Annotated in this window: 23 protein-coding genes; 11 read left to right on the plus strand and 12 right to left on the minus strand. The window is 46.5% G+C overall.

Annotated features, from left to right (window positions below):
• Positions 1-44 precede the first annotated feature (44 nt).
• Both hemE and ACH97_RS10645 read right to left on the minus strand, forming a co-directional pair.
• The gene (hemE, locus tag ACH97_RS10640) at positions 45-1106 is read right to left on the minus strand and encodes a uroporphyrinogen decarboxylase (protein ID WP_041817172.1); all 1062 of its coding nucleotides are present in this window, start codon (positions 1104-1106) and stop codon (positions 45-47) included.
• 125 nt (positions 1107-1231) lie between these two features.
• Positions 1232-3370 carry a transglycosylase domain-containing protein gene (locus ACH97_RS10645; RefSeq protein WP_020450807.1) on the minus strand — a complete coding sequence of 713 codons (2139 nt, stop codon included), beginning with the start codon at positions 3368-3370 and terminating at the stop codon, positions 1232-1234.
• A gap of 132 nt (positions 3371-3502) precedes the next feature.
• On the opposite strand from ACH97_RS10645, the gene ACH97_RS10650 reads away from it, so the two are divergent.
• From ACH97_RS10650 to ACH97_RS10660, 3 genes are all read left to right on the plus strand, one after another.
• Positions 3503-4006, plus strand: coding sequence for an antibiotic biosynthesis monooxygenase family protein (locus tag ACH97_RS10650; protein ID WP_020450806.1), 504 nt, complete (start codon positions 3503-3505; stop codon positions 4004-4006).
• A gap of 107 nt (positions 4007-4113) precedes the next feature.
• Entirely contained in the window at positions 4114-5490 is a 1377-nt protein-coding gene (locus ACH97_RS10655) for a membrane protein (RefSeq protein WP_048350508.1), read from the plus strand.
• Positions 5491-5630: 140 nt separating this feature from the next.
• Entirely contained in the window at positions 5631-6791 is a 1161-nt protein-coding gene (locus ACH97_RS10660) for a M20 family metallopeptidase (RefSeq protein ID WP_165583470.1), read from the plus strand.
• A gap of 30 nt (positions 6792-6821) precedes the next feature.
• Here ACH97_RS10660 and ACH97_RS10665 read toward each other — a convergent pair whose 3' ends face one another.
• Genes ACH97_RS10665 through ACH97_RS10675 form a run of 3 tightly spaced genes read right to left on the minus strand, consistent with a single transcriptional unit; the run spans position 6822 to position 9540 of the window.
• Entirely contained in the window at positions 6822-7532 is a 711-nt protein-coding gene (locus ACH97_RS10665) for an EcsC family protein (RefSeq protein ID WP_003180270.1), read from the minus strand.
• Positions 7533-7580: 48 nt separating this feature from the next.
• Complete coding sequence (locus ACH97_RS10670) at positions 7581-8807, minus strand: ABC transporter permease (RefSeq protein ID WP_020450803.1); 1227 nt, start codon at positions 8805-8807, stop codon at positions 7581-7583.
• On the minus strand, positions 8800-9540 hold the full coding sequence (locus tag ACH97_RS10675) for an ABC transporter ATP-binding protein (protein ID WP_020450802.1): 741 nt from the start codon (positions 9538-9540) through the stop codon (positions 8800-8802). Before ACH97_RS10675 ends, ACH97_RS10670 begins: the two co-directional genes overlap by 8 nt.
• Positions 9541-10064: 524 nt before the next feature.
• On the opposite strand from ACH97_RS10675, the gene ACH97_RS10680 reads away from it, so the two are divergent.
• The 3 genes from ACH97_RS10680 (at position 10065) to ACH97_RS10690 (ending at position 12428) form a co-directional block, all read left to right on the plus strand.
• Positions 10065-10484, plus strand: a complete 420-nt coding sequence (locus tag ACH97_RS10680; RefSeq protein ID WP_020450801.1) for an HIT family protein — start codon at positions 10065-10067, stop codon at positions 10482-10484.
• 198 nt (positions 10485-10682) lie between these two features.
• Positions 10683-11756, plus strand: coding sequence for a 3-phosphoserine/phosphohydroxythreonine transaminase (gene serC, locus ACH97_RS10685; RefSeq protein WP_020450800.1), 1074 nt, complete (start codon positions 10683-10685; stop codon positions 11754-11756).
• A 144-nt stretch (positions 11757-11900) separates the two neighbouring features.
• On the plus strand, positions 11901-12428 hold the full coding sequence (locus tag ACH97_RS10690; RefSeq protein ID WP_020450799.1) for a tryptophan transporter: 528 nt from the start codon (positions 11901-11903) through the stop codon (positions 12426-12428).
• 91 nt (positions 12429-12519) lie between these two features.
• Here ACH97_RS10690 and yhzF read toward each other — a convergent pair whose 3' ends face one another.
• Complete coding sequence (gene yhzF, locus ACH97_RS10695; RefSeq protein ID WP_020450798.1) at positions 12520-12711, minus strand: membrane protein YhzF; 192 nt, start codon at positions 12709-12711, stop codon at positions 12520-12522.
• A 161-nt stretch (positions 12712-12872) separates the two neighbouring features.
• On the opposite strand from yhzF, the gene ACH97_RS10700 reads away from it, so the two are divergent.
• The gene (locus tag ACH97_RS10700; RefSeq protein WP_003180256.1) at positions 12873-13229 is read left to right on the plus strand and encodes a YtxH domain-containing protein; all 357 of its coding nucleotides are present in this window, start codon (positions 12873-12875) and stop codon (positions 13227-13229) included.
• A gap of 193 nt (positions 13230-13422) precedes the next feature.
• Positions 13423-14043: an HTH-type transcriptional regulator Hpr gene (locus ACH97_RS10705; RefSeq protein ID WP_020450797.1), complete on the plus strand. Its 621-nt coding sequence runs from the start codon at positions 13423-13425 to the stop codon at positions 14041-14043.
• Here the strand turns inward: ACH97_RS10705 and ACH97_RS10710 are convergent.
• Positions 14040-14387: a YhaI family protein gene (locus tag ACH97_RS10710; RefSeq protein WP_020450796.1), complete on the minus strand. Its 348-nt coding sequence runs from the start codon at positions 14385-14387 to the stop codon at positions 14040-14042. The two genes, ACH97_RS10705 and ACH97_RS10710, sit on opposite strands and share 4 nt — an antisense overlap.
• 213 nt (positions 14388-14600) lie before the next feature.
• Between ACH97_RS10710 and ACH97_RS10715 the strand changes: the two genes are divergently transcribed.
• A complete protein-coding gene (locus ACH97_RS10715) occupies positions 14601-15116 on the plus strand; it encodes a DUF3267 domain-containing protein (protein WP_020450795.1) in 516 nt (171 codons plus the stop codon).
• A 78-nt stretch (positions 15117-15194) separates the two neighbouring features.
• Complete coding sequence (locus ACH97_RS10720; RefSeq protein WP_003180249.1) at positions 15195-15410, plus strand: hypothetical protein; 216 nt, start codon at positions 15195-15197, stop codon at positions 15408-15410.
• A 54-nt stretch (positions 15411-15464) separates the two neighbouring features.
• On the opposite strand, the gene ACH97_RS22865 is transcribed toward ACH97_RS10720, so the two are convergent.
• Both ACH97_RS22865 and ACH97_RS22870 read right to left on the minus strand, forming a co-directional pair.
• A complete protein-coding gene (locus ACH97_RS22865) occupies positions 15465-15563 on the minus strand; it encodes a YjcZ family sporulation protein (protein WP_020450794.1) in 99 nt (32 codons plus the stop codon).
• Positions 15564-15690: 127 nt separating this feature from the next.
• Positions 15691-15777: a YjcZ family sporulation protein gene (locus ACH97_RS22870; RefSeq protein ID WP_003180245.1), complete on the minus strand. Its 87-nt coding sequence runs from the start codon at positions 15775-15777 to the stop codon at positions 15691-15693.
• Positions 15778-15940: 163 nt separating this feature from the next.
• Between ACH97_RS22870 and ACH97_RS10725 the strand changes: the two genes are divergently transcribed.
• The gene (locus tag ACH97_RS10725; protein ID WP_020450793.1) at positions 15941-16801 is read left to right on the plus strand and encodes a peptidylprolyl isomerase; all 861 of its coding nucleotides are present in this window, start codon (positions 15941-15943) and stop codon (positions 16799-16801) included.
• A gap of 44 nt (positions 16802-16845) precedes the next feature.
• Here ACH97_RS10725 and ACH97_RS10730 read toward each other — a convergent pair whose 3' ends face one another.
• From ACH97_RS10730 to ACH97_RS10740, 3 genes are all read right to left on the minus strand, one after another.
• A complete protein-coding gene (locus ACH97_RS10730) occupies positions 16846-17079 on the minus strand; it encodes a sporulation YhaL family protein (RefSeq protein ID WP_020450792.1) in 234 nt (77 codons plus the stop codon).
• Between the two features lie 68 nt (positions 17080-17147).
• Positions 17148-18092, minus strand: coding sequence for a 3'-5' exoribonuclease YhaM (gene yhaM, locus ACH97_RS10735; RefSeq protein ID WP_020450791.1), 945 nt, complete (start codon positions 18090-18092; stop codon positions 17148-17150).
• Positions 18093-18141: 49 nt separating this feature from the next.
• On the minus strand, positions 18142-21108 hold the full coding sequence (locus tag ACH97_RS10740) for an ATP-binding protein (RefSeq protein WP_048350507.1): 2967 nt from the start codon (positions 21106-21108) through the stop codon (positions 18142-18144).
• Positions 21109-21118 lie beyond the last annotated feature (10 nt).

The raw sequence follows: 21118 nt of genomic DNA on the forward strand, positions 1-21118 counted from the left end.
ATACGTATTTTGACAGTTTATATTGAAAAGACCAACTGAAATGCTCATGTCATCAGGCTCGATTTTTTTGAGGCGGAATACTCATGAACAAATGCCGTCAATTTTTTCAGTGTGTCAGGACTGACTTCGGGAAAAATCCCGTGACCGAGGTTGAAAATAAACCGGTCCGTCTGCATGCCCTGATCGAGAATGGCTTTCGTCCTCTCTTCAATGACTTCCCACGGGGCAAGCAGGATCGAAGGATCCAAATTCCCCTGAAGCGTTTTTGTCAGCCCTTTATCCCTGGCTTCCTGCACGCTCATCCGCCAGTCCAGCCCGACGACGTCGAGGTCAAGATCGTGCCATTCAGTCGCGAGGTGGCTTGCGCCGACCCCGAACATAATCAGCGGCACGCCTTCTTTTTTCAGCTCTTTGAAAAGAATGTCCATCGTCGGCTTGATATAGCGGCAGTAATCACCGGCATTCAGCGCGCCGACCCAGGAATCGAACACTTGAATGGCTTTGGCGCCGGAGCGGATTTGGGCTTTGACGTATACAGCCGCCATCTTCCCGAGCTTTTTCATCAAGAGGTCCCATGCAGCAGGCTGGCCGTACATAAACGCTTTTGTTTTATTGTAGTTTTTGGACGGGCCGCCTTCGATCATATAGCTGGCCAGTGTAAACGGCGCCCCTGTAAAACCGATCAGCGGAACGTTCAGCTGTTCTTCTGTCAAAATCCTGATCGTCTCCAGCACATATGGAATATGCTCCTCCGGCTCGAGTTCGCCGAGTTTTTCAACATCTGCGAGAGATGTGATCGGCTGATCGATGACAGGACCGATGCCGTTTTTAATTTCGACGTCAACGCCAATACCTGGAAGCGGTGTCATTATGTCTTTATAAAGTATTGCCGCATCGACACCGTACTGTTCGACGGGGAGCCTTGTCACGTAAGCGCACAGTTCGGGCTGATGCGTAATTTCGAACAGTCCGTATTTTTCCTTGAGCGCTCTGTACTCAGGCTGTGATCTTCCAGCCTGCCTCATGTACCATACCGGTACATGGGGGGCTTTTTCTCCTCGGCATGCTTTTAAGAATGTGTCATTAAAAGCCTTGTCGTTTTTCATCATGATATCCACCTTTCAAGCTGCAACCATACGTTCGCAAAATTACTCCTTCCAATATACCGTTTTTTTATTGAACGGTATACTCATGAGACTTATTGTTCAAGAAATTGATGAATTTCGGGTACCTAATGACCCGAAGGAAACACTTTCGGTTCGACATAATCAGTCCCTTTCCCCTCTGTTTTCGTCTGCGGATTGTATGGAACAATTTTATAGGAAGCATTGGAAAAGATGTTTGCATAAGGGATTGAATAGCTTCCTTTCCCCTTAACCGTATCAATGAGCGTTTCTTTTCCGTTTTTCCTTTCATATATTCGGTATTCAACTCTTTTATCCTCTTGTTCATGCCATTTTAATGACACCGTAATCAGCCCCATCGGCGTAAAGGAATAGTCTGCTTTAACACTTTCCAAATCTTCGAGGCGGATCGGCCTGTCCAGATCTTTTACACCTTCAGGCGCCTTAAATCGTTCAGGCTTATGGTTGGAGCGTTTTAAAATGTCTTTAAACAGCCTTGTCGGATAAGCGCTGCCGCCTTTTAAATAATGGGATTCATCCGTTTTATCGTAGCCCATCCAGACAGCTCCCGTCACTTCGGGCGTATACCCCGCAAACCAGGCATCTTTTGTTCCGCCCTCTTTTCCGGTATACGTGGTCGAACCCGTTTTTCCAGCAATCTCTCCGGAAAAATCACCTGCTTTTCCCGTTCCGCTCTTCACGACCTCCTCTAGCATTCGCGTCATGTTCCAAGCTGTTTGTTTGCTGAATACCTTTTCTGATTTTTCCTCGTGGCGGAATATGACATCCCCGTTTTCGTCCGTGATTTTTTTAATAAAGAACGGCTCGGTGTATTGTCCTGAATTTGCGAAGGTCCGGTATGCCCCGGCAATCTCAAGCGGCGACACTCCTTTCTCTAAGCCGCCCAGCCCCAATGCCAGGCCCTCATCCGGCACGTTCATGCCCAAGCGGCTGAGATAAGGCTTCACCGTTTCGATTCCGATCTCATTTAACGTCCATACGGCAGGCGCGTTTTTGCTGTAGGTCAGCGCATCCACCATTGAGACCTTGCCCTCGTACTGGCCGTCATAGTTTTTCGGCGAGTAGCCGCCGTATGACAGCTGTTTATCTTCAAGCATGGAGTACGGCTTGAACCGCTTTTCTTCAAGAGCGGGGCCGTAAACGGCAAGCGGTTTAAAAGTCGAACCCGGCTGACGCGGGGCTGTTGCCCTGTTGTAGCCTTTCGGAGCGTATTGTCGACCTCCGAGAGCGGCTACTACGCCGCCTGTCCGGTTATCGATAAAAACGGCGCTCCCTTCAGCTTTATTGTCTGTTCCGGGAAAATAGCCGTCCTGCTTCATCAACGTGTAAGCCGCTTTTTGTATCGAAACGTCAAGCGGAACACTGATCGTGTATCCGCCTTGAAGAAGCTGTTCACTCGAAATCGAATATTTGTCTTCCGCTTCTTTCATGACCAGATCAATATAGCTGTCAAGCCACGGATTTTTTGATTTTTCTTTCACATGGAGACCCAATGTGCTGCCTTGGGCTCTGACGGTTTCCTTTGAGCTGATATATCCCTGCTCATTCATCATGCCGAGAATGACATTGCGCCGCTCACGGCTTTTGTCCGGATTGAGAATGGGCGAATACGTGGACGGCGCTTTAGGAATGGAAGCAAGCACCGCTCCCTCACTGACCGTCAAGTCTTTCACATCTTTGCTAAAAAAGTAGTTTGCAGCCGCCTGGATTCCATAGACGCCGTGCCCGAAATAAAGCTGGTTCAAATACATTTCCAAAAGCTTGTCTTTGCTGTAGTCCCGCTCCAAGTTGATCGCGATAATGACTTCTTTCGTTTTTCTTAAAAACGTTTTGTCGTGTGTTAAAAAAGTGTTTTTTGCGAGCTGCTGGGTGATCGTGCTTCCACCTTCCACTTTCCCTCCCGCTAATATATCTTTATAGACCGCACGGCTCACCGATTTAAAATCGATGCCGTGGTGCTCATAAAAGCGCTTGTCTTCAACCGCGATAAAGGCATTTTTTACGCCGTCCGGCACCTCGGCAATTGAAACAGGTCTTCTGTTTTCGGTATAGAGGCTTGCGACTTCTTCTCCATTTTGGTCGACGATTTTAGAAGAAGCATGGAAAATCAGTTTCTTTTCATCAATCACATAATCCCCCAGAAACAAAATCGTAATATATCCGATTAACGATAAAAGGAATATCGCCGCTGTAATGATGATTGGAATGAAAAATCTCTTTCTCATATGGTCACCTCATTCCTTTCTATAGCTAGTATGGGAATTTTTTCTTTAAATTATGTTGCAGCATTTATAGCGGGTAATAGATAGAATTTTAAATCGTCCTTTTGTTATACTATCAAAAAAGGGGTGATGAAATTGAATTTTTACATTACATATGGAACTGTCGAGTTTTTAAAAAAGCTCGCCAAACAGCACGGTCTTGAAAACATGTTATTTATGAAAAGCCACGATTCCGCCATTCTCTTTCACGAAACCGATGGAGAAAGCGTCTTTCATTCTCCTCACCGCTACGAAATCATCGATCAGTCGGGAACTTTGGAACATTCCGGATTCGCCGTCCTCAACAACATCCCTGTCACACCGGAAGGAAGACCGCTTTTCGAAACCCGTTTTAAAAACAGAGCCGGAAAAATCGAAAATCAGCCCGGCTTTAAAGCCCTCAGGGTGCTGAGGCCGAAAGACAGCGATACGTATATCGTACTGACGCTGTGGGACACAGAACAGTCGTTTCAGGACTGGAAAAGCTCCAAACCGTTCGGCGAAGCCCATCAAAAGAAGGAATCTTCAGCTGGAATCAACCAAGGCGGAACGATTTTTTCCCGCCCATCCTATATTTCTTCGTATCATTCTGTCGAATAACTGCCTTTTAAGGCAGTTTTTTATTTCCGAGGAAATGAGCCCTTCCTTCACACTCTGACAGCCCAGGAATAAGCTGTATGAGGTTATGTTAACGGGGGGATCGGGAAATGGAAATTGAATTAACGTCCGTTCACTTTATATATTTGGGCTTTATCGCTGCAATTCTCGCATTTATGCTTCTTCGTCTTGATACCACCTTTATATCGCTTGCCGGGGTTTTTTTCATTTCATTAGCGGCTACCCATTCTGCCATTGCCTCTGTGATGGGCCTGTTCAACAGCTTAATCTACGCCGCCGGAGAACTTCTCCCGACCATTTTCATCATCTGCTTTACCGTTTCGATGAGCGAACTGCTGGCAAAGACCGGCGTTAATGAAGCAATGGTCACTCCGATCGCCAAATGGATGAAAGGTCCTGCCTTGGCCTATTGGATCACCGGAGCTTTAATGTTTATCATTTCTTCATTTTTTTGGCCCTCCCCGGCTGTCGCATTGATCGGCGCCGTCCTCCTGCCTGCCGCGCTGAAAGCCGGCCTCTCCCCGATAGCGGTAGCGTGCGCCATGAATTTATTCGGCCACGGTTTCGCTCTATCAGGCGATTACATCATCCAGGCGGCGCCTAAATTGACCGGAGATGCAGCCGGACTGTCCGTTGCAGAAGTGATGTCTGCAAGCGTTCCGCTCGTCCTGATCATGGGCTTTTCGACAACGGCGGCAGCCTTTTTTATGCTCAGGAAAGAGAAAGACAATCAAGCAGCCGCAAACAGTGAGCGGCTGCAAAGCGAGCCTGAATGGCTTCTTCCCCCAGCCCCAAGAAAATGGCTCGCACTGATGATTCCGGTCATTTTTTTAGGGGATATCGCCGCGATGCTGATCCTGGAATTGCAAGGAGACGAAGCGACGGCGCTTGTCGGAGGAACAGCTGTCTTCGTCATGATTCTCATTCATTTTATCGTCCACAAACACCGTCGTCTTGAGAAAATCACCGGTTATTTCATTCGCGGATTTCAGTTCGGCTTTAAAGTGTTTGCCCCCGTCATTCCGATCGCCGCCTTTTTTTACTTGGGCGACGCGGGTTTCGAAAAAGTACTGACAGCCGAGATACCCGGTTTTTCTAATAGGATCGTGCAGAACCTCGGTTCAGCTTTTGCCCACAGCGTCCCGCTCTCTCCAGAGCTCGCCGCAGTGGCGCTCACTGTCACGGGAGCGGTGACCGGTCTTGACGGCTCTGGTTTTTCAGGAATATCTCTAGCCGGATCAGCTGCTTCGATGTTTGCTGCGGCTGTTGACGGCAACCCGGCCGTTCTGACCGCACTCGGCCAAATCTCAGCCATTTGGGTCGGCGGCGGTACGCTTGTGCCATGGGCGCTCATTCCGGTAGCAGCGATTTGTAAAGTGGACCCGTTCGATCTTGCCAGAAAAAACTTTATTCCTGTAGCAGCCGGATTAACTGTCACAACGATTGCCGCCATTTTTCTTCTATAAAACGTGACAGCAAGGTTGAATAGCGGCTTCAGTTGTCATAAAATTATAAAAACTTGTCATTCCTAAAAGGAGGAATTTTTTTGAGCGCATCCGCATTCATCCGACAAATTAATGAGCAGCTTGATGCACACTACGATGAAATGGTCAAATTGAGGCGTCATTTTCATCAGCACCCGGAGCTTTCTTTTCAAGAAAAGAAAACAGCCGCATTTATCGCTTCTTACTATGAAGCGCTCGGTATTCCTATCCGCACCAATGTCGGCGGGGGCGGTGTTCTCGCGCACATCGAAGGCGGATCGTCCGGCCCCGTCATTGCGCTTCGAGCCGATTTTGACGCGCTGCCCATTCATGATGAAAAAGATGTGCCTTACCGGTCGACGGTGCCGGGAGTGATGCATGCCTGCGGACACGACGGGCACACGGCCACCCTGCTCGTCCTCGCGAAAATTTTGAATGAACATGCCGACCGTTTAAAAGGAAAGATCGTCCTCATCCATCAGCACGCCGAGGAATATTCGCCGGGCGGAGCCAGGCCGATGATTGAAGACGGCTGTCTTGACGGTGTTGACGTGATTTTCGGAACCCATTTGTGGGCTACGGAGCCGACGGGAACCGTTCAATATCGAACAGGACCGATCATGGCCGCTGCGGACCGTTTTACGATTACGATTAAAGGCAAAGGCGGGCATGGCGCACAGCCTCATAAAACAAAAGACGCCGTGTTGATCGGATCGCAGATCGTCGCTTCACTCCAGCAGATTGTCAGCCGCAGGCTCGATCCGATTCAGCCGGCAGTCGTTTCGATAGGTTCATTTGTTGCCAAAAACTCCTTTAATGTAATCGCTGATAAAGCCGTTTTAATCGGGACGGCGCGTTCCTTCAATGATGAAATCCGCACCTTGATTGAAAACGAAATTGAACAGATTGCAAAAGGTATATGCGGCATGCATGGTGCTGACTGTGACTATTCCTTTGAAAGGGGCTATCCGCCTGTCTGCAATCATCCGGAAGAAACGGCTTTTCTCGCAAAAATCGCCAAACAGACAGAAGGCGTCGAAAACGTTGAGGAAAGCGGCATGCAAATGGGCGGGGAAGATTTCGCTTACTACCTAGAGCGCGTCAAAGGGACATTTTTCTTTACAGGCGCCCGTCCTGAAAATCCGGACGCGGTGTTTCCTCATCACCATCCGAAATTCGACCTTGATGAAAAAGCGCTGCTGATCGCAGCCAAGGTGCTGGCAAATGCCGCTGTCTCCTATCAGGAGAAAGAGCAGGCGCTCCGCGAAACGCCTGCAATGTAACAACCAAAAAAGCAAAAAACAGCCGGATCATCAATATCCGGCTGTCTCATGTATCAACCTCATATGGAAAACGTGTCTCGCTGTTTCCCCAAGATGCCCAAGCAGCTTATAGTTAGCCGTTCCGCCTATGACCGCGCCGAAGCCCGGCACAAGCTGAAACAGCTTTACAAGATCGAGATAGTCCCGGTATTCCTGCTGAAATGCCAGCCAATCGATTTCGCGCTTTTCGGTTTCCCAATGTTCAATCATACGGAAAATTTCTTTTCGGTGAGCTTCCCCTGAGAAGGCGAGCTGAAAAATATACAGAAGAAACATCCGCTCTTCTTTTTCCTTGATATCGTATCCGTAAATCGACGCCAATTCGAACAGGCATTTCATTTTGATGCCGAGCAAAAGCGGAAAGTCCGCCAGTCCGAGAAAAATCCCGCCTGCACCTGTTCCGATCCCTTCAACGGCAGCCGCCTTTTGATACTGGGCAATCGTCTTCTGAGCCAGCTCATCTTTTTCCCTTAGCGAAAGCGCGCCTGTTTTCTTGTCAAAAGTCGTCAAATTCGAGCCGAGCAAAGTGGCCTCGACCATCTTTTTAATGCTTTCTGTTATCGCTTTATGAACTTTGGCGGGAATGCGGGCGTTGATTTTCGACTGCACGCCTTTCGACATCCGCTCAGCCATCGACGGCTTTCTGAGAAACTTCATTTTCCAGCGGATCGCTTCCTCCAAATAAAGCTGGTTTTCATTCATGCGCCTCTCACCTCTTCTTTCATCATACTTGCTTAAAAAGAAAAGGATTCATGATCTCTTGGCATTTTTCTTCAATCTGCTGTTGAAATAAGGCTTCAAAATTACAAATATAAGCAATGCGGAGCCGGCCAGTCCGGCAAGCATCCCGGTCCACTGCATCATGGCTCCGGCAACGGCAGACAAAACAAGCGCCTGGACGCTCAGAACAATGTGAAGCAGACCGAAAAAGCTCTTCCGCTTTTCTGCAGCTTTGACGGGATAAAGCTCCTGCAAGGACAAATGTGAAAAATGATCAAACAGCGGCGTCAGCTGAATTCCTGTAATGAATACGGTAAAGACGATGAGCGCCGCAGAAACCCACTCATATGTCGAAAAATAAGCGATGATGATACCAAAAATTGCGGTCAGCCTGACGACGATACCGAAATAGTCGTTTGATCTGATAAAGGCCCTTCCGTACATATATGTAAATGTCCGGCGCTGTTCATACGGAATAAACCGGAGCATCCAATCGAGATATGCTCTTCTTTTCGCCTGCTTTCTAAGATGGGGAACGTCTGTGAATAGGTTCGCAATTCTGTAGAACCGCTGCTTTCTTCTGATTTCGTCTTCAATATGCAGCTCCCATTTAAACGATTTTTTCTTATCGATCATTTTAAAATACACATACAGAGCGGCCATGATCAGGTAGACAGCTGCTGCAAATCCGTATGAAGACGCTAAAGCGAAATAGATCGCGATCGTGTTGAGAAGCAGTCTGACAATCCAGTCGGTGACCCTCATGTTTTTTTCGCCGAAAAACGTCATCCGCCATTGCATCGCTGTGTTCCATCCTTTTAAGACGAGCAGCTGAATCAGCAAGATGAAGTACGCGGAAAATGCCTGGCCGCTCGCTTCAAAATAGAGCGGTGCCAAAGCGAGGGCCGCGGCGGCCAGCGGAAAAAGCTGCGTCAACAAACTGAATCGGAAAGCCTGCTGAAAATACGGCTCCATCTTTGCTTCGAGCGGCAGCAAAAAGACGAGATCCGCTTCTTTAATTAGCGTGCGGACGTATGAGCCTGTCAAAATGAACGAAAAGATGACGGCCATCACCCAATAGGCGGGAAAACCTTCGGGCATCTCTTTCAGCCATTTGCTGTACCAGCTCGCAGCTCCTGCAAGGAAAAAAATCATGACGATGACAAGGTGGTCATTCAGCATGTATTTCAAATATGATCTTGTTTCTTTGACATACTCCTCAATTCTTGTCTTCCAAATCCCCAGAATGCTATTCATAGCTCTCTTCCTTCGTCAGTTCAAGATACAGGTCGTCGAGGCTCGCTTCTTCCATCGAAAACTGCTCTCTGAGCTCATCAAGCGTTCCTTTCGCCCGCACTTCGCCGTTATGGAGAATAATGAAGGAGTCGCAATACCGCTCTGCCGTTGCCAAAATATGCGTCGACATCAAAACCGCCGCTCCGTTTTTCTTCGCTTCGTTCATCCGCTCGAGAAGGGCATTGATCGCCAGCGGATCAAGACCGAGAAACGGTTCGTCTATAATGTACAGGTCGGGTTCGACAAGGAAAGCGCACATGATCATAACCTTCTGCTTCATACCTTTTGAAAAATGGGCAGGGAACCATTTCAGGCGCTTCTCCATTCTGAATTCTTTCAAAAGCGGCGGAAGCCTTTTCTCGAACGTTTCCTTCGAAAGGCCATACGCCATCGCCGTCAGCTCCAAATGCTCCTTCAATGTCAGCTCTTCATATAAAATCGGCGTTTCCGGAATAAACGTAAATTGGGAACGATAGCTTTCCGGATCGTCCATGAACGTTTTGCCGTTCAATTCAACCGATCCTTTGTGCGGTTCCATTAAGCCGATGATATGCCGGATCGTCGTGCTTTTCCCCGCTCCGTTCAAACCGATCAGCCCGACGATCTGCTCCCGTTCAATCGCAAATGAAACATCGCGCAGCACCGGGTTTCTTGTATACCCTCCAGTTAACTCATTAACAGTCAGTAGTGACATACGTTCGTTCCTTTCCTGCATTTTTCTTAATAGTACCAAAAACAAGAATGTATTTGAAACGTTTTCCCTCCCGCTTTTCGGCCTTAAAATAAAACGAATAATCGAATGCGCATCAGGACATTCTAATTCTTGAAGAAGGGAAAGCTTATCAACTCTGGCGAATGAGGTGTTTGTCAAAGACAAAATCGGCAAGAGTTCCTGAGTATGAAACATGTCAAGCTTAGAAATTTCTTTCATCCACTGAATTGAGAAAGCACCTGCTTTATTTGACATCTCCGTCATATAAAAAAGGTGTGACGATCAAATGAGGTGTTTGTCGCAGGAAATGTATAGGCGTTACAAGCTTTCATTTTGACGAAAATGGGGTGCTTGCAAAAGGCAGTTAACGTTTCTTCGTTAAAGCGTACCTTCTTCAGGCAGGGTGAACGTTGGAGCCGTTCATCCTGTTTTTCGTGTTTTCGCGCAAATTGTGGTAATATGTTGCTTATACATAACCTTTCCCTGATGGAAAAAGGAGGAAAAGTATGAGCGACTGTATTTTCTGCAAAATCATAAACGGAGAAATCCCTTGTGCAAAGGTATTTGAAAATGAACATGTACTGGCTTTTCTCGACATCAGCCAAGTCACAAAAGGGCATACGCTTGTGATTCCAAAAGTTCATAAAACCAATATTTACGAAATGACACCTGATGTTTCAAGGGAATTTTTTGAAGCGGTTCCGAAAATCGCCCAAGCTATCAAAGACGAATACGAGCCGATCGGCTTAAACCTTCTGAATAACAATGGCGAAAAAGCGGGGCAGTCCGTCTTCCACTATCACATGCACATCATCCCCCGCTACGGCAAAGGAGACGGATTCGGAGCCGTCTGGAAAACACATGCGGACGACTATTCACCGGAAGACTTGCAGAACATTGCAGCTTCCATCAACAAGCACCTGTAATCGAGACATTGTCCAAGGGCGCCGGCAGCTGCCGGCGTCTTTTTTTCGTTCAAAAAAACTCCACATTTATCAGATCGCCCGGCACGACTAAATAGACTTTGTTCTATATTTCACACAATTCAAATTTTTTATGTATAACCGGAACCTTTTATGTTAGGATGGTTTTATATTTTTATACATGAACAGGGAGCGATTGTGATGATACGTACAACGAACTTTAACGCAGGACCGGCAGCACTGCCTTTAGAAGTACTGCAAAAGGCGAAAGACGAATTTCTTGATTTCAACGGTGCGGGGATGTCCGTGATGGAGCTGTCCCACCGCAGCAAAGAGTATGACGCCGTTCATCAAAAAGCGAAAGCTCTGTTAAAGGAACTGATGGACATACCTGATGATTATGAAGTCATGTTTCTGCAAGGCGGAGCAAGCCTTCAGTTCTCAATGATTCCGATGAACTTCCTCTCCAAAGACAAAACGGCGCACTTCATAATGACAGGCGCCTGGTCTGAAAAAGCGCTCGCCGAAGCGAAGCTCTTCGGAAACACATCGATCATCGCGTCCAGTAAAGAAGATACGTACAGCTATATTCCCGAAGTACCGGAGATTCCGCTAGACGGTGCTTACCTCCACCTGACTTCCAACAACACGATCTTCGGAACGCAGTGGCAAAAGTTCCCTGACGCTCCGATTCCGGTTGTCGCTGATATGTCCAGCGATATTTTAAGCAGAAAAATCGATGTTTCCCAATTTGACATCATCTATGCCGGCGCTCAGAAAAACCTCGGACCGTCAGGGGTGACCGTTGTCATCATGAAAAAAGACTGGCTCGGCAAAGAAAACGAGCAAGTTGCCAAAATCCTGAAGTACTCAACACATGCCAAAGCGGATTCTCTCTACAATACCCCTCCGACTTTTGCGATTTATATGCTGTCTCTCGTGCTGGAGTGGCTCAAGGAAAAAGGCGGCCTCGATGCCATTGAGAAACGCAATCGAGAAAAGGCCGGTATTTTATACAACGCGATCGACGAAAGCGGCGGATTCTACCGCGGCCATGCGAGAGAAGACAGCCGCTCAAACATGAACGTCACCTTTACGCTCAAAAATGATGAGCTGACAGCATCATTCATCGCAAAGGCAAAGGAAGAAAAAATGTCAGGGCTTGGCGGACACCGTTCGGTCGGAGGCTGCCGCGCTTCGATTTACAATGCCGTATCTGTTGAAGACTGCGAAAAGCTGGCGGCCTTTATGAAGAAATTCCGCGAAGAAAACTGATGGTTTATCCTGATGATGGAAGATGGCGAAAAAAGGCTTCCCCATTCCTTCGAAAGTTTGATATACTACTAGAAAGCTTTCGCAATAAATGACGAGCATATTATTGGAAAGCGTAAAAAGAGCCTAGATGAGGAGAGAATAGACATGAAAACAAAAGAATTAGTGGCTATGGCCCTGTTTGTCGCCATTGGAGCGGCGCTTCACGCTGTGATTCCGCCTTTTTTCTACGGAATGAAGCCGGATATGATGCTGATCATGATGTTTATGGGAATCCTTTTGTTCCCTAGATTGCAAAATGTTCTTGTCATCGGAATCGTGACAGGCGTTATTTCCGCGTTGACAACGGCTTTTCCGGGAGGACAGCTGCCCAACATCATCGACAAACCGCTAACAGCCTTGATGTTTTTCGGCGTATTTCTGCTTGTGAAAAAGCTGAACAGCAAAACGCTTGCCGCCGCCGGATTAACTGCTGCAGGAACGGTTCTTTCCGGAACCATTTTCCTTACGGCTGCGCTGTTCATCGTCGGCCTGCCTGGAAACCAGGGGTTCATTACCCTGTTTTCTGTTGTCGTTTTACCTGCTGCCTTGATCAACACGATCGCCATGGCGGTCATCTTCCCGATCGTGCAGTCGATCATGAAGCGCTCAAGGCTGATTGAACAAGTCAAATAAAACCAGAACCTCTTCTTGAAAAGGGTTATCCTTTTTTTGAAGAGGTTTTTTTCATTTTGATGGTCAAAAAAAGGGGAATCCGCCCGATATTTTATATAAGAAGCTGAATAAAAAAAAGGAGCAGGAGCGCCAATCCTGCGCTTCCCGTGCAAAAAAGCGCTTTTTGTTTAAGAATGCGTTTCGGCGGGTAAGATGCAGAATATCCGAGAAGCCTTAAATAATAAAAGGAGCCGGCGGTAAACACAGCGCTTAAAATTGTCAAAACAATGATAATGACAGACAACCCTCTCCCTCCTTTTTTTAAAAGTATGCTAAAATAAAGCAAGCTATGCAGAAGTTTCTAAGAAGAGAAACGGATGGCCCGGCTCGAACGCCAATATCTAATCATGAGAAGACGGGTGCCTGCCAAGCCTGATCTTTAAAAATATAACCGGGGTGATGTACATGTCAAAAGGCCGATCTTTAGCAGCTGGACTGATTGTAGGCGGTGTTATTGGCGGTGTTGCAGCATTGCTGACCGCGCCGACTTCAGGAAAAAACTTGAGAGGACAGCTAAAAGCCAACTGCGGTAAATGGGAAGACACCGTCAAAAGGCTGAAAAACGACGGAATCGCATTAAAAGAGCAATTCGTCAAAACCGCCATAGAAGGCGCGGAAATCATCAAAGACGTCGGCAGCGAACTGCAAACGTCCATCCAGGAATGGCGCGAGGAAATCAAACCTCACCAGCAGGACTTAAAAAAGGAAATCGCTGAGATTGAAGAAAAGATAAAACAGCTGGAGAAAACCTTACAAAACTAATATACTCAGCGAAAAAAATGAACCTTAAAAAAGGGGTGTGAATGGAAAATTTTCACGCTCTTTTTTTGGGTAAAATCCTGATTTCACACCGTAAAGCTGGATTTTTTAAAAATTTCGTAAATTTACATCTTTATTAATCTTTATTTTATTGGCATAATAGAAATTATAAGATAAAGAGAAGCAGGTGAAGTGAATGAATCGAGCGGAAGAGCCCTATACGGTGAAAGAAGCCCTTTTATTCAGTCAAAGAATGGCACAGCTTAGCAAGGCGCTTTGGAAGTCAATAGAAAAGGATTGGCAGCAGTGGATTAAACCTTATGATCTGAACATTAACGAGCATCATATTTTGTGGATCGCCTACCAGCTGAACGGTGCATCCATTTCGGAAATCGCCAAGTTCGGCGTCATGCACGTATCCACAGCGTTTAATTTTTCAAAAAAACTTGAGGAAAGAGGTTACCTGGAGTTTTCCAAAAAGTTGAATGACAAACGAAACACTTACATTCAGCTGACTCCGAAAGGTGAAGACGTTTTCCTTAAAATCCTCGAGTCTTACGATCCGACCCGGAATGCCGTCTTAAAAGGCGCTCAGCCCCTTCATCAGCTGTACGGGAAGTTTCCAGAAATCGTCGAGATGATGTCGATCATCCGCCATATTTACGGCGATGACTTCATGGAAATTTTCGAAAAATCGTTTTCAAACATCGAAAGTGAATTTACGAGCGAAGAGGGCAAAATGAAGAAAAAACAAGAAGCAAAAGAAGCCGGGGAATCGATAGAGATGGACAAACCGCTTGAGCCTCTTAAAAACTAAGCCAGATCGTATTGCCTGATAATGCTGATGAATTCGCTCATCAGCGGTTTGTACAGACCTTGTCTGTGAAGGGCGAAAATCGTTTCGTGCACTTCAAGTTTTTCATTTAACTGTCCCGCAAAAAGCGTGAGGAGATGATCGAACATCACATATCCTTGCGCTTTTTGTGCTTCAAGCTCCTTTGAGAGCTCTTCGCACAGCTTTTCCGTTTCCTTTGCTTCTTCCTCTGATAAGCCCTTTTCGATCAACATTTTATAATACGGATACTCTTTCATATCCGCATTGTTCAATAACAGTTTGATGTAATATTCCAGCCGCTCAAGGCGTTGCTCCATAGAGTTCATATTTGTCCCTTCTCTCCCTTTCTCTTATTTTAGCCGATATTCCCTTCTGATGAAAGTTCAACACGGGAGATTTCTGTTCCTTTTACACCCTTCTAAATTCTTTGGAAAATGACGAAATTTTTTTCGAAAAAGGGATTGATTTTTCTCATCCAGAGGAGTAAATTATTCTGAGGATTTCATATAACAGTTTGTTGAAACGGAAGGATGTCATTTATGAGTTGCTGGAAAACCATCAATCTCGTTAAAGATTATGGAGGCATGCGCATCGTGCTCACTGCCGTCAGTTTAATGATTTTATTTTTTATTCCCGAATATTTAGCGATGCAGCTGATTCATCCGCAAACTGTTCAGAGAGGCGATCATGCCCTTTTGTTTGCAGGACTATTGGTTGCGGCTATAATTGCCCATAAAATTCTTCATATCTTGCCGTTGATCAGCAAGAAAAAAATAGAAAAAAAGATTTATTGGTTGAAAATGAGAACATGGAGAGAAGTTCCAAAAAACACGATGCTTGTCTCTCTTCTCTGCCCTTTTTTCGTCATCACGCCTGCTTTATTTTACGCGGGGGCTGTGATGCCGAGCTTTGCTCATTATTTCTGCATCATTTCAAGTATTCATTTCGGCTATTGTCTGCCTGATTTTCTGTTTGCCTGGAAACTGATCAAAGCGCCTAAAAACTGCTATGTCGATCAGGAAGCCGACGATTTTGATATTTTAATACAAAAATAATCCAGCCGCTCGGCACTTGGAAAATCCTTTTTTTCAGTCTATTTTCTATCTTTTTTAATAAATATTTGGTAATGTAGTATGGAGCAGAAACAGAGAGGGGGATCTCCTATCATCCTTTTTTATTTCATCTTGTTTGCGGTTTTTACTGTCTTCAACATAAACAAGCTTACAAACTCTTTATGCCTTGTCAGAGAGATTCCTGAAGAACGGCAGGATAAGGTGTTTAGAATGATTAATGTGCTGATCTTAATTTTATTGATCTCATCATTCATTGAGATTTCCTTTACGGTGTAAAGAAAAAAAGGATAGCTGCCGATCGTATTGATCCGGCAGCTATCCTTTTGTTGATTAGCATATCCAAGAAGCACCAATAATAATTAATAAGATGAACAGTACCACAAGCAGCGCAAAGCCGCCAGCGAAACCTCCTGTATAACCGTCGCCCATATTGACACCTCCTCTGCCCCAGTCGTTACATTAGTGTATGCACGAATGTCATGAAACGATTAGGCTATCGTCCAAAAGAAAAGAACCGCCTGAAAAAATGACGGTTCTTTTCTCATTTTCTAAGGTTTTAGTACAGATAAGCTGCACCAACGATGATTAATAAAATGAACAACACGACCAATAAAGCAAAACCGCTTGAGTATCCTCCGCTCATGTTATTGACCTCCTTTTCTTGATCAATATATTTGTATGAGCGGAAAGAAAATTTGACTAGACGGATGCCCCTCTGTTGAAAATCTTTTTACAGCATGTCAGAATATGATATGATACAATTCAAAGGAAAGTTTAAACTGTTATGATTAGGAGTGTTTGCATTTATGAAGAAGATTGCAATTGCGGCGATTACAGCGACAAGTGTGCTGGCTCTCAGCGCATGCAGCGGAGGAGACTCTGAGGTTGTTGCAGAAACAAAAGCTGGAAATATTACAAAAGAAGACCTTTATCAAACATTAAAAGACAATGCCGGAGCGGACGCACTGAACATGCTCGTTCAGCAAAAAGTACTCGATGATAAATACAATGTCTCCGACAAAGAAATCGACAAAAAGCTGAACGAGTACAAAAAGTCGATGGGTGACCAGCTCAACCAGCTCATTGAGCAGAAAGGCGAAGACTTCGTCAAAGAACAGATCAAATACGAACTTCTCATGAAAAAAGCCGCAAAGGATAACATAAAAGTAACCGATGATGACGTAAAAGAATATTATGACGGCCTGAAAGGCAAAATCCACTTGAGCCACATTCTTGTGAAGGAAAAGAAAACGGCTGAAGAAGTTGAGAAAAAGCTGAAAAAAGGCGAAAAATTCGAAGACCTTGCAAAAGAGTATTCAACTGACGGAACAGCCGAAAAAGGCGGCGACCTCGGATGGGTCGGCAAGGAAGATAACATGGACAAGGATTTCGTCAAAGCTGCGTTTGCTTTGAAAACCGGCGAAATCAGCGGCCCTGTGAAATCGCAATTCGGCTATCACATCATTAAGAAAGACGAAGAGCGCGGCAAATATGAAGACATGAAAAAAGATCTCAAAAAAGAGGTCCAAGAACAAAAACAAAACGATCAAACTGAACTGCAATCTGTTATCGACAAACTTGTCAAAGATGCTGATCTAAAAGTAAAAGACAAAGAGTTGAAAAAACAAGTCGACCAGCGCCAAGCTCAGACAAGCAGCAGCAGCTGACGCCAAAAAAGCTGTCCTCCCCTCGCGGGGCCGGACAGCTTTTTTTATGCGATGGAATGACTATCAGCCGATTTTTCATGCTGTTCTTGATCTTCATCCAATGAACGCTTCATGCGCTGTGCTTTTTCTTTTTCCATCCGTTCGATATAAATGCGGCCTTCTTTTTCGATAAAAGCCTGATCGATCTTTTCCTCTTCCTTTGCCGTCGTCATCAGCTTATAGGCGCTGAAAATAATGCCGACGATGCAAAGGTACACCCACCACGGAAACAGCAGCACGGCTTTTCCCCCTTTTTTGAATAAACTGTATATCAGACATTATGCAAAAGGGAGACAAGTTATGACGCTTATTTGTGAAAAACAGGCTTGTAAAAGGAACGATTATCCAATGCAAAGACGCGTTCGGTATACTCTCCCGGCTTGACCCGTTCGAGCGCTCTGTCCATCATATTGATCTTCGCGTCAAGGTTGTCGATATAGTGAAGAATTTCCGCTTCCTTGACCATCGGCGGCTTTGGACTGCCCCATTCGGGTTTGCCGTGATGGCTTAAAATCAAATGCTGGAGAATCAGCACTTCTTCTGAATCAATTTGAAGCTCTTCGGCTGCTTTTGCAATTTCTGTCACCATAATCGAAATGTGCCCCAGCAGATTCCCTTCGACAGTATAGGTCGTGGACACCGGTCCGGATAGTTCTTTTACTTTTCCAAGGTCATGCAAAATAACACCTGCGTACAATAGGTCGCGATCGAGCGACGGATACAGGTCTGCGACCGATTTGGCCAGGTTCAGCATGGAGACAACATGGTATGCGAGACCTGATACGAACTCGTGGTGATTTTTCGTCGCAGCTGGATAATCAATGAATTCCTTGCCGTATTTTTTGACGAGGTGCCTCGTGATTCGCTGAATACTAGGGTTTTTCATTTCAAAAATATATTGAGTGACCGCATCCATCATTTCGTTTTTGGGAATCGGTGCAGTCTCAAGAAAGTCATCGATTTTGACATTGTCATTGTCGCCCGCAGGTCTGATGTTTCTCAGCTTCAGCTGATTCCGCCCGCGGTAATGATGAATGTCGCCGACCACTTTCACGATCGTCTGCGGGCCGTAGGTCACTTCGTCCTGCTGCTTGGCGTCCCACAGCTTTGCTTCTATATCTCCGGACTGATCCTGCAGCATCAGCGTTAAAAACGGTTTCCCGTTGCTTGCGATTCCTTTCGTTGACGATTTAATGAGCAAGTACAAATCCACCTGCTCGCCAACTTCGTGCAGCATGATACCTTTTGCCATGATAAAGCTCCCTCCGTTTTCCTACATAAAATCATTATAGCACACACTTTTATTTGTTAGTCATCTCCTTTCCTTCCACCTTTTTCATTCCGGAAGGCAGCAGAATCACATCTTCATCGCGGAAAGCTTCTCTTACATGTTCATGACACGTAAAATACAAGATTTGCTGATCTTCGCCTGAAAGCTTTTTTAAAATGTTCAGCACTTGTTTAAACCTCTCTTGGTCGAAGTGGACAAAGCTGTCATCCAGCTGGAACGGCAATTTGACATTCTTTTGATGGGAGAGGGCCAGAGCGAATCGGATCGCTAAATAGAGCTGTTCACAAGTCGCCTGAGACAGTTCGTGTGCGCAAAAAAGAGCTCCGTCTTTCCGCATGACCATCATGGAATCATCTGTTTCAGAAAAATAAATTTTTTCGTATTGTCCGGCAGTCAATGGGTTCAGTAATGTTTCAGCCGTCTGTAACAGCTTCGGAAGCCGAACCTTCTTATGTTCATCTATCTTGTTTTGGACCGCCTGCCGGATCAGCTTGACGGCTGCCCACTTTTTGGCCAATTCGGCGACCCGCTCTTTTTGCATCCCGGTCTGATAGGCAAGCTCCGATACCGCTCCTGATTCCTCAAGTCTGGCGAGCTCTGCATGGAAATTAGCCGCCGTCTGCCTTTCTTCTGTCAGCTGCTTTTCTATGCGCGCTCTTTTTTCCTGAGTCTCGGCCAGCTTTCCTTTCAGTTCTGCCAGAGAGTGGCCTGAGGCGAGCATAACGGCCTTCTCGTCCTGTCTGCCGAGCTCTCTTTTGAGCTGCCCGAGCCTAGCCGTTAGTTCTTTTCTGGCTTGATCGCGCTTCGCCAGTCCGACGAACATCTCACGGCCGTCCGCCCCTGCTTTTTGAAAGAGTTCGGCAATTTGAGATTGGAAGTATTCCACCTCTTTCGCCAGCTCTTTGATTTGTTCGGCCGCATGCTTTAAAGACACGTCTGCTTCCTGTTTTTGACGAAGTTTCTCTTTTTGGGACTCAAGCTCGCTTTTCAGCTGAAACACCTGCTCTTGGACGCTTCCGCCCGCAAGGCTGAGGGATGTGACAAGCTTTCTCAATCCCGCTTCAAAGGATGCTTTTTTAGCATGAAGGCGGCTCAGTTCCTTCTCGATATCCCGCTTTTTCAAAATTTCCTCTCTGAGTTCCTTAATCAAAGCGTACGCATCAGCTAAAAATGACGGGTCAATTGAAAGATTCAGCTCTTTTAAATAGCGCTCGGTCTTCTCCTGATACGGACGGATATCCTTTTCCCACTCTTCGAATTTTTGAATCGCTCTTTCATATTCCGCTTCTTTCTGTCTGAGCTCAGCTTGTTTGGCGATAAGGAGCTGCCGGGTTTGGTCGTCCTTCCACAGCTCCTCCCTTAAAGCGCTGTCGCTTACTCCGCCTTTTGAACCGCTGTGGTCAATATCATCCAGCTGTTTTTGAATAAAAGCCGCCGCCGCGGAAGGCTCAGGCTTTTTTAAAATAAAAGCGGCAAATATCAGCAAAATCGGCGCGAGCAAAGCGCCCGGGAACCACTCCTTGAAAAAGAGCGCCGCAAAAGCTGCCGCAAAAGCAGCGCAAAGCGCTCCCGCAAAAGCGGTCCTTCTTCTTTTCATCCGAACTTTTTGTTCTTGCTTCAGATAGGACAGCTGAAGGATCAGCTCTTCCCGCCTTCCGGCATGACCGCCGGCGGACGCAAGGCGGCCAAGGGTTTCTTCCTTTTGTTTTCGGACATCATCGGGCATCACTTCATTGCTGAGAGCGGCATGGGCCTGTTCCGCTTCCTCCAGATCAGCCCTCGCCTGCTCAAACCGCTCGTCGAGCGACCGCTTCAGTTCGCGCAGCTCTATGTATGCCTGAACGGTTTCCTGCAGTTTCCACTCGTATTCATACGCGGTGTCCGCATTGAGGATATCGCATTCCTCGATTTGCAGGCGGTCAAGCCCCGCTTGAACCCGTCCGTTTATCTGGTGAAGCTGTTCAGTCAAAGACGCGATTTTTTCGGTATACGACTGGTAAAACGGATACGCCGTTAAAAGCTCTTCCGCTTCGGCTTCGTGCTCGAGGAAGTCTTCAGCCGGTGCAAAAGCGGCGGCGCGCTGTTCCAAACCGCGCTTTTTTTCTTCCAGCGCCTTCAGCTGAGCCGCTTTTGGATGCAGGTGGGATTCGAGCTTTTCGAGCTCGAAAAGTCCGCCTTCGGGGAAACGGCTTTCTTCTGAGCCGCCGAGGGATGCGAGCTGCTCTTTTAGCTGGCGCATTTCCGCGGCCGCCGGCAGAATCTCAATGGCCTGCTCGATTTGTAAGACGAGATGCTCAAGATCTTTGAGCAGTTGTCCGCTTTCCTTTATCGACGCCTCAGCGCCTTTTTTTTCGTTTAAGAGACGGTAATAGCCGCCTTCCCGCGCTTTCGCCTTTTTCAAATCTTCAGAAAGCCTTTTTAACCGATCAAGCTCCTGGTTCAGCTCCGGCTTCCTTCCGTTCGGTTTAAACAGCTCTTCCTGCTTTTTCACGAGGCCGGCATCCAGCTTGGAAATCGCATCAGAGCCGAACAGACTTGAAAACAGCAGAAAACGGCCGATTTTGTCGCGGTTGAATTTATGGATTTCCTGAAGGCCGAACACGTCAAATGAGTAGATCGCTTTATACAGCTGCCTGTCGACGCCTGACAGCAGCTCATTTAAAAAACCTTCCGGCTTCGTGCTACCGTCTTCCAAGTAAACGGTGACCCGCTCGGGCTTTCCGGCCGTCCGTTCGATTCGGATCCGCCCGAAATCAGGGTGTCCGACCTCAAGCATCCCCCCGTAAATGACGCCCGTTTTCGGCTCGTACCGTTTCGTCTTCGGAAAACCGAACAGCACGCTTTCAATAAACGACATGAGCGTCGTTTTCCCGGCTTCATTGAGTCCGTAGATCAAATGCAGATTTGAAGGAGACAGGCGGAATGTCTGATTGGCGAATTTACCGTATCCGTATATATGTATCGCATGTATATTCACCCTGCATCCC

Source organism: Bacillus paralicheniformis (assembly GCF_001042485.2).
Taxonomy (GTDB): domain Bacteria; phylum Bacillota; class Bacilli; order Bacillales; family Bacillaceae; genus Bacillus; species Bacillus paralicheniformis.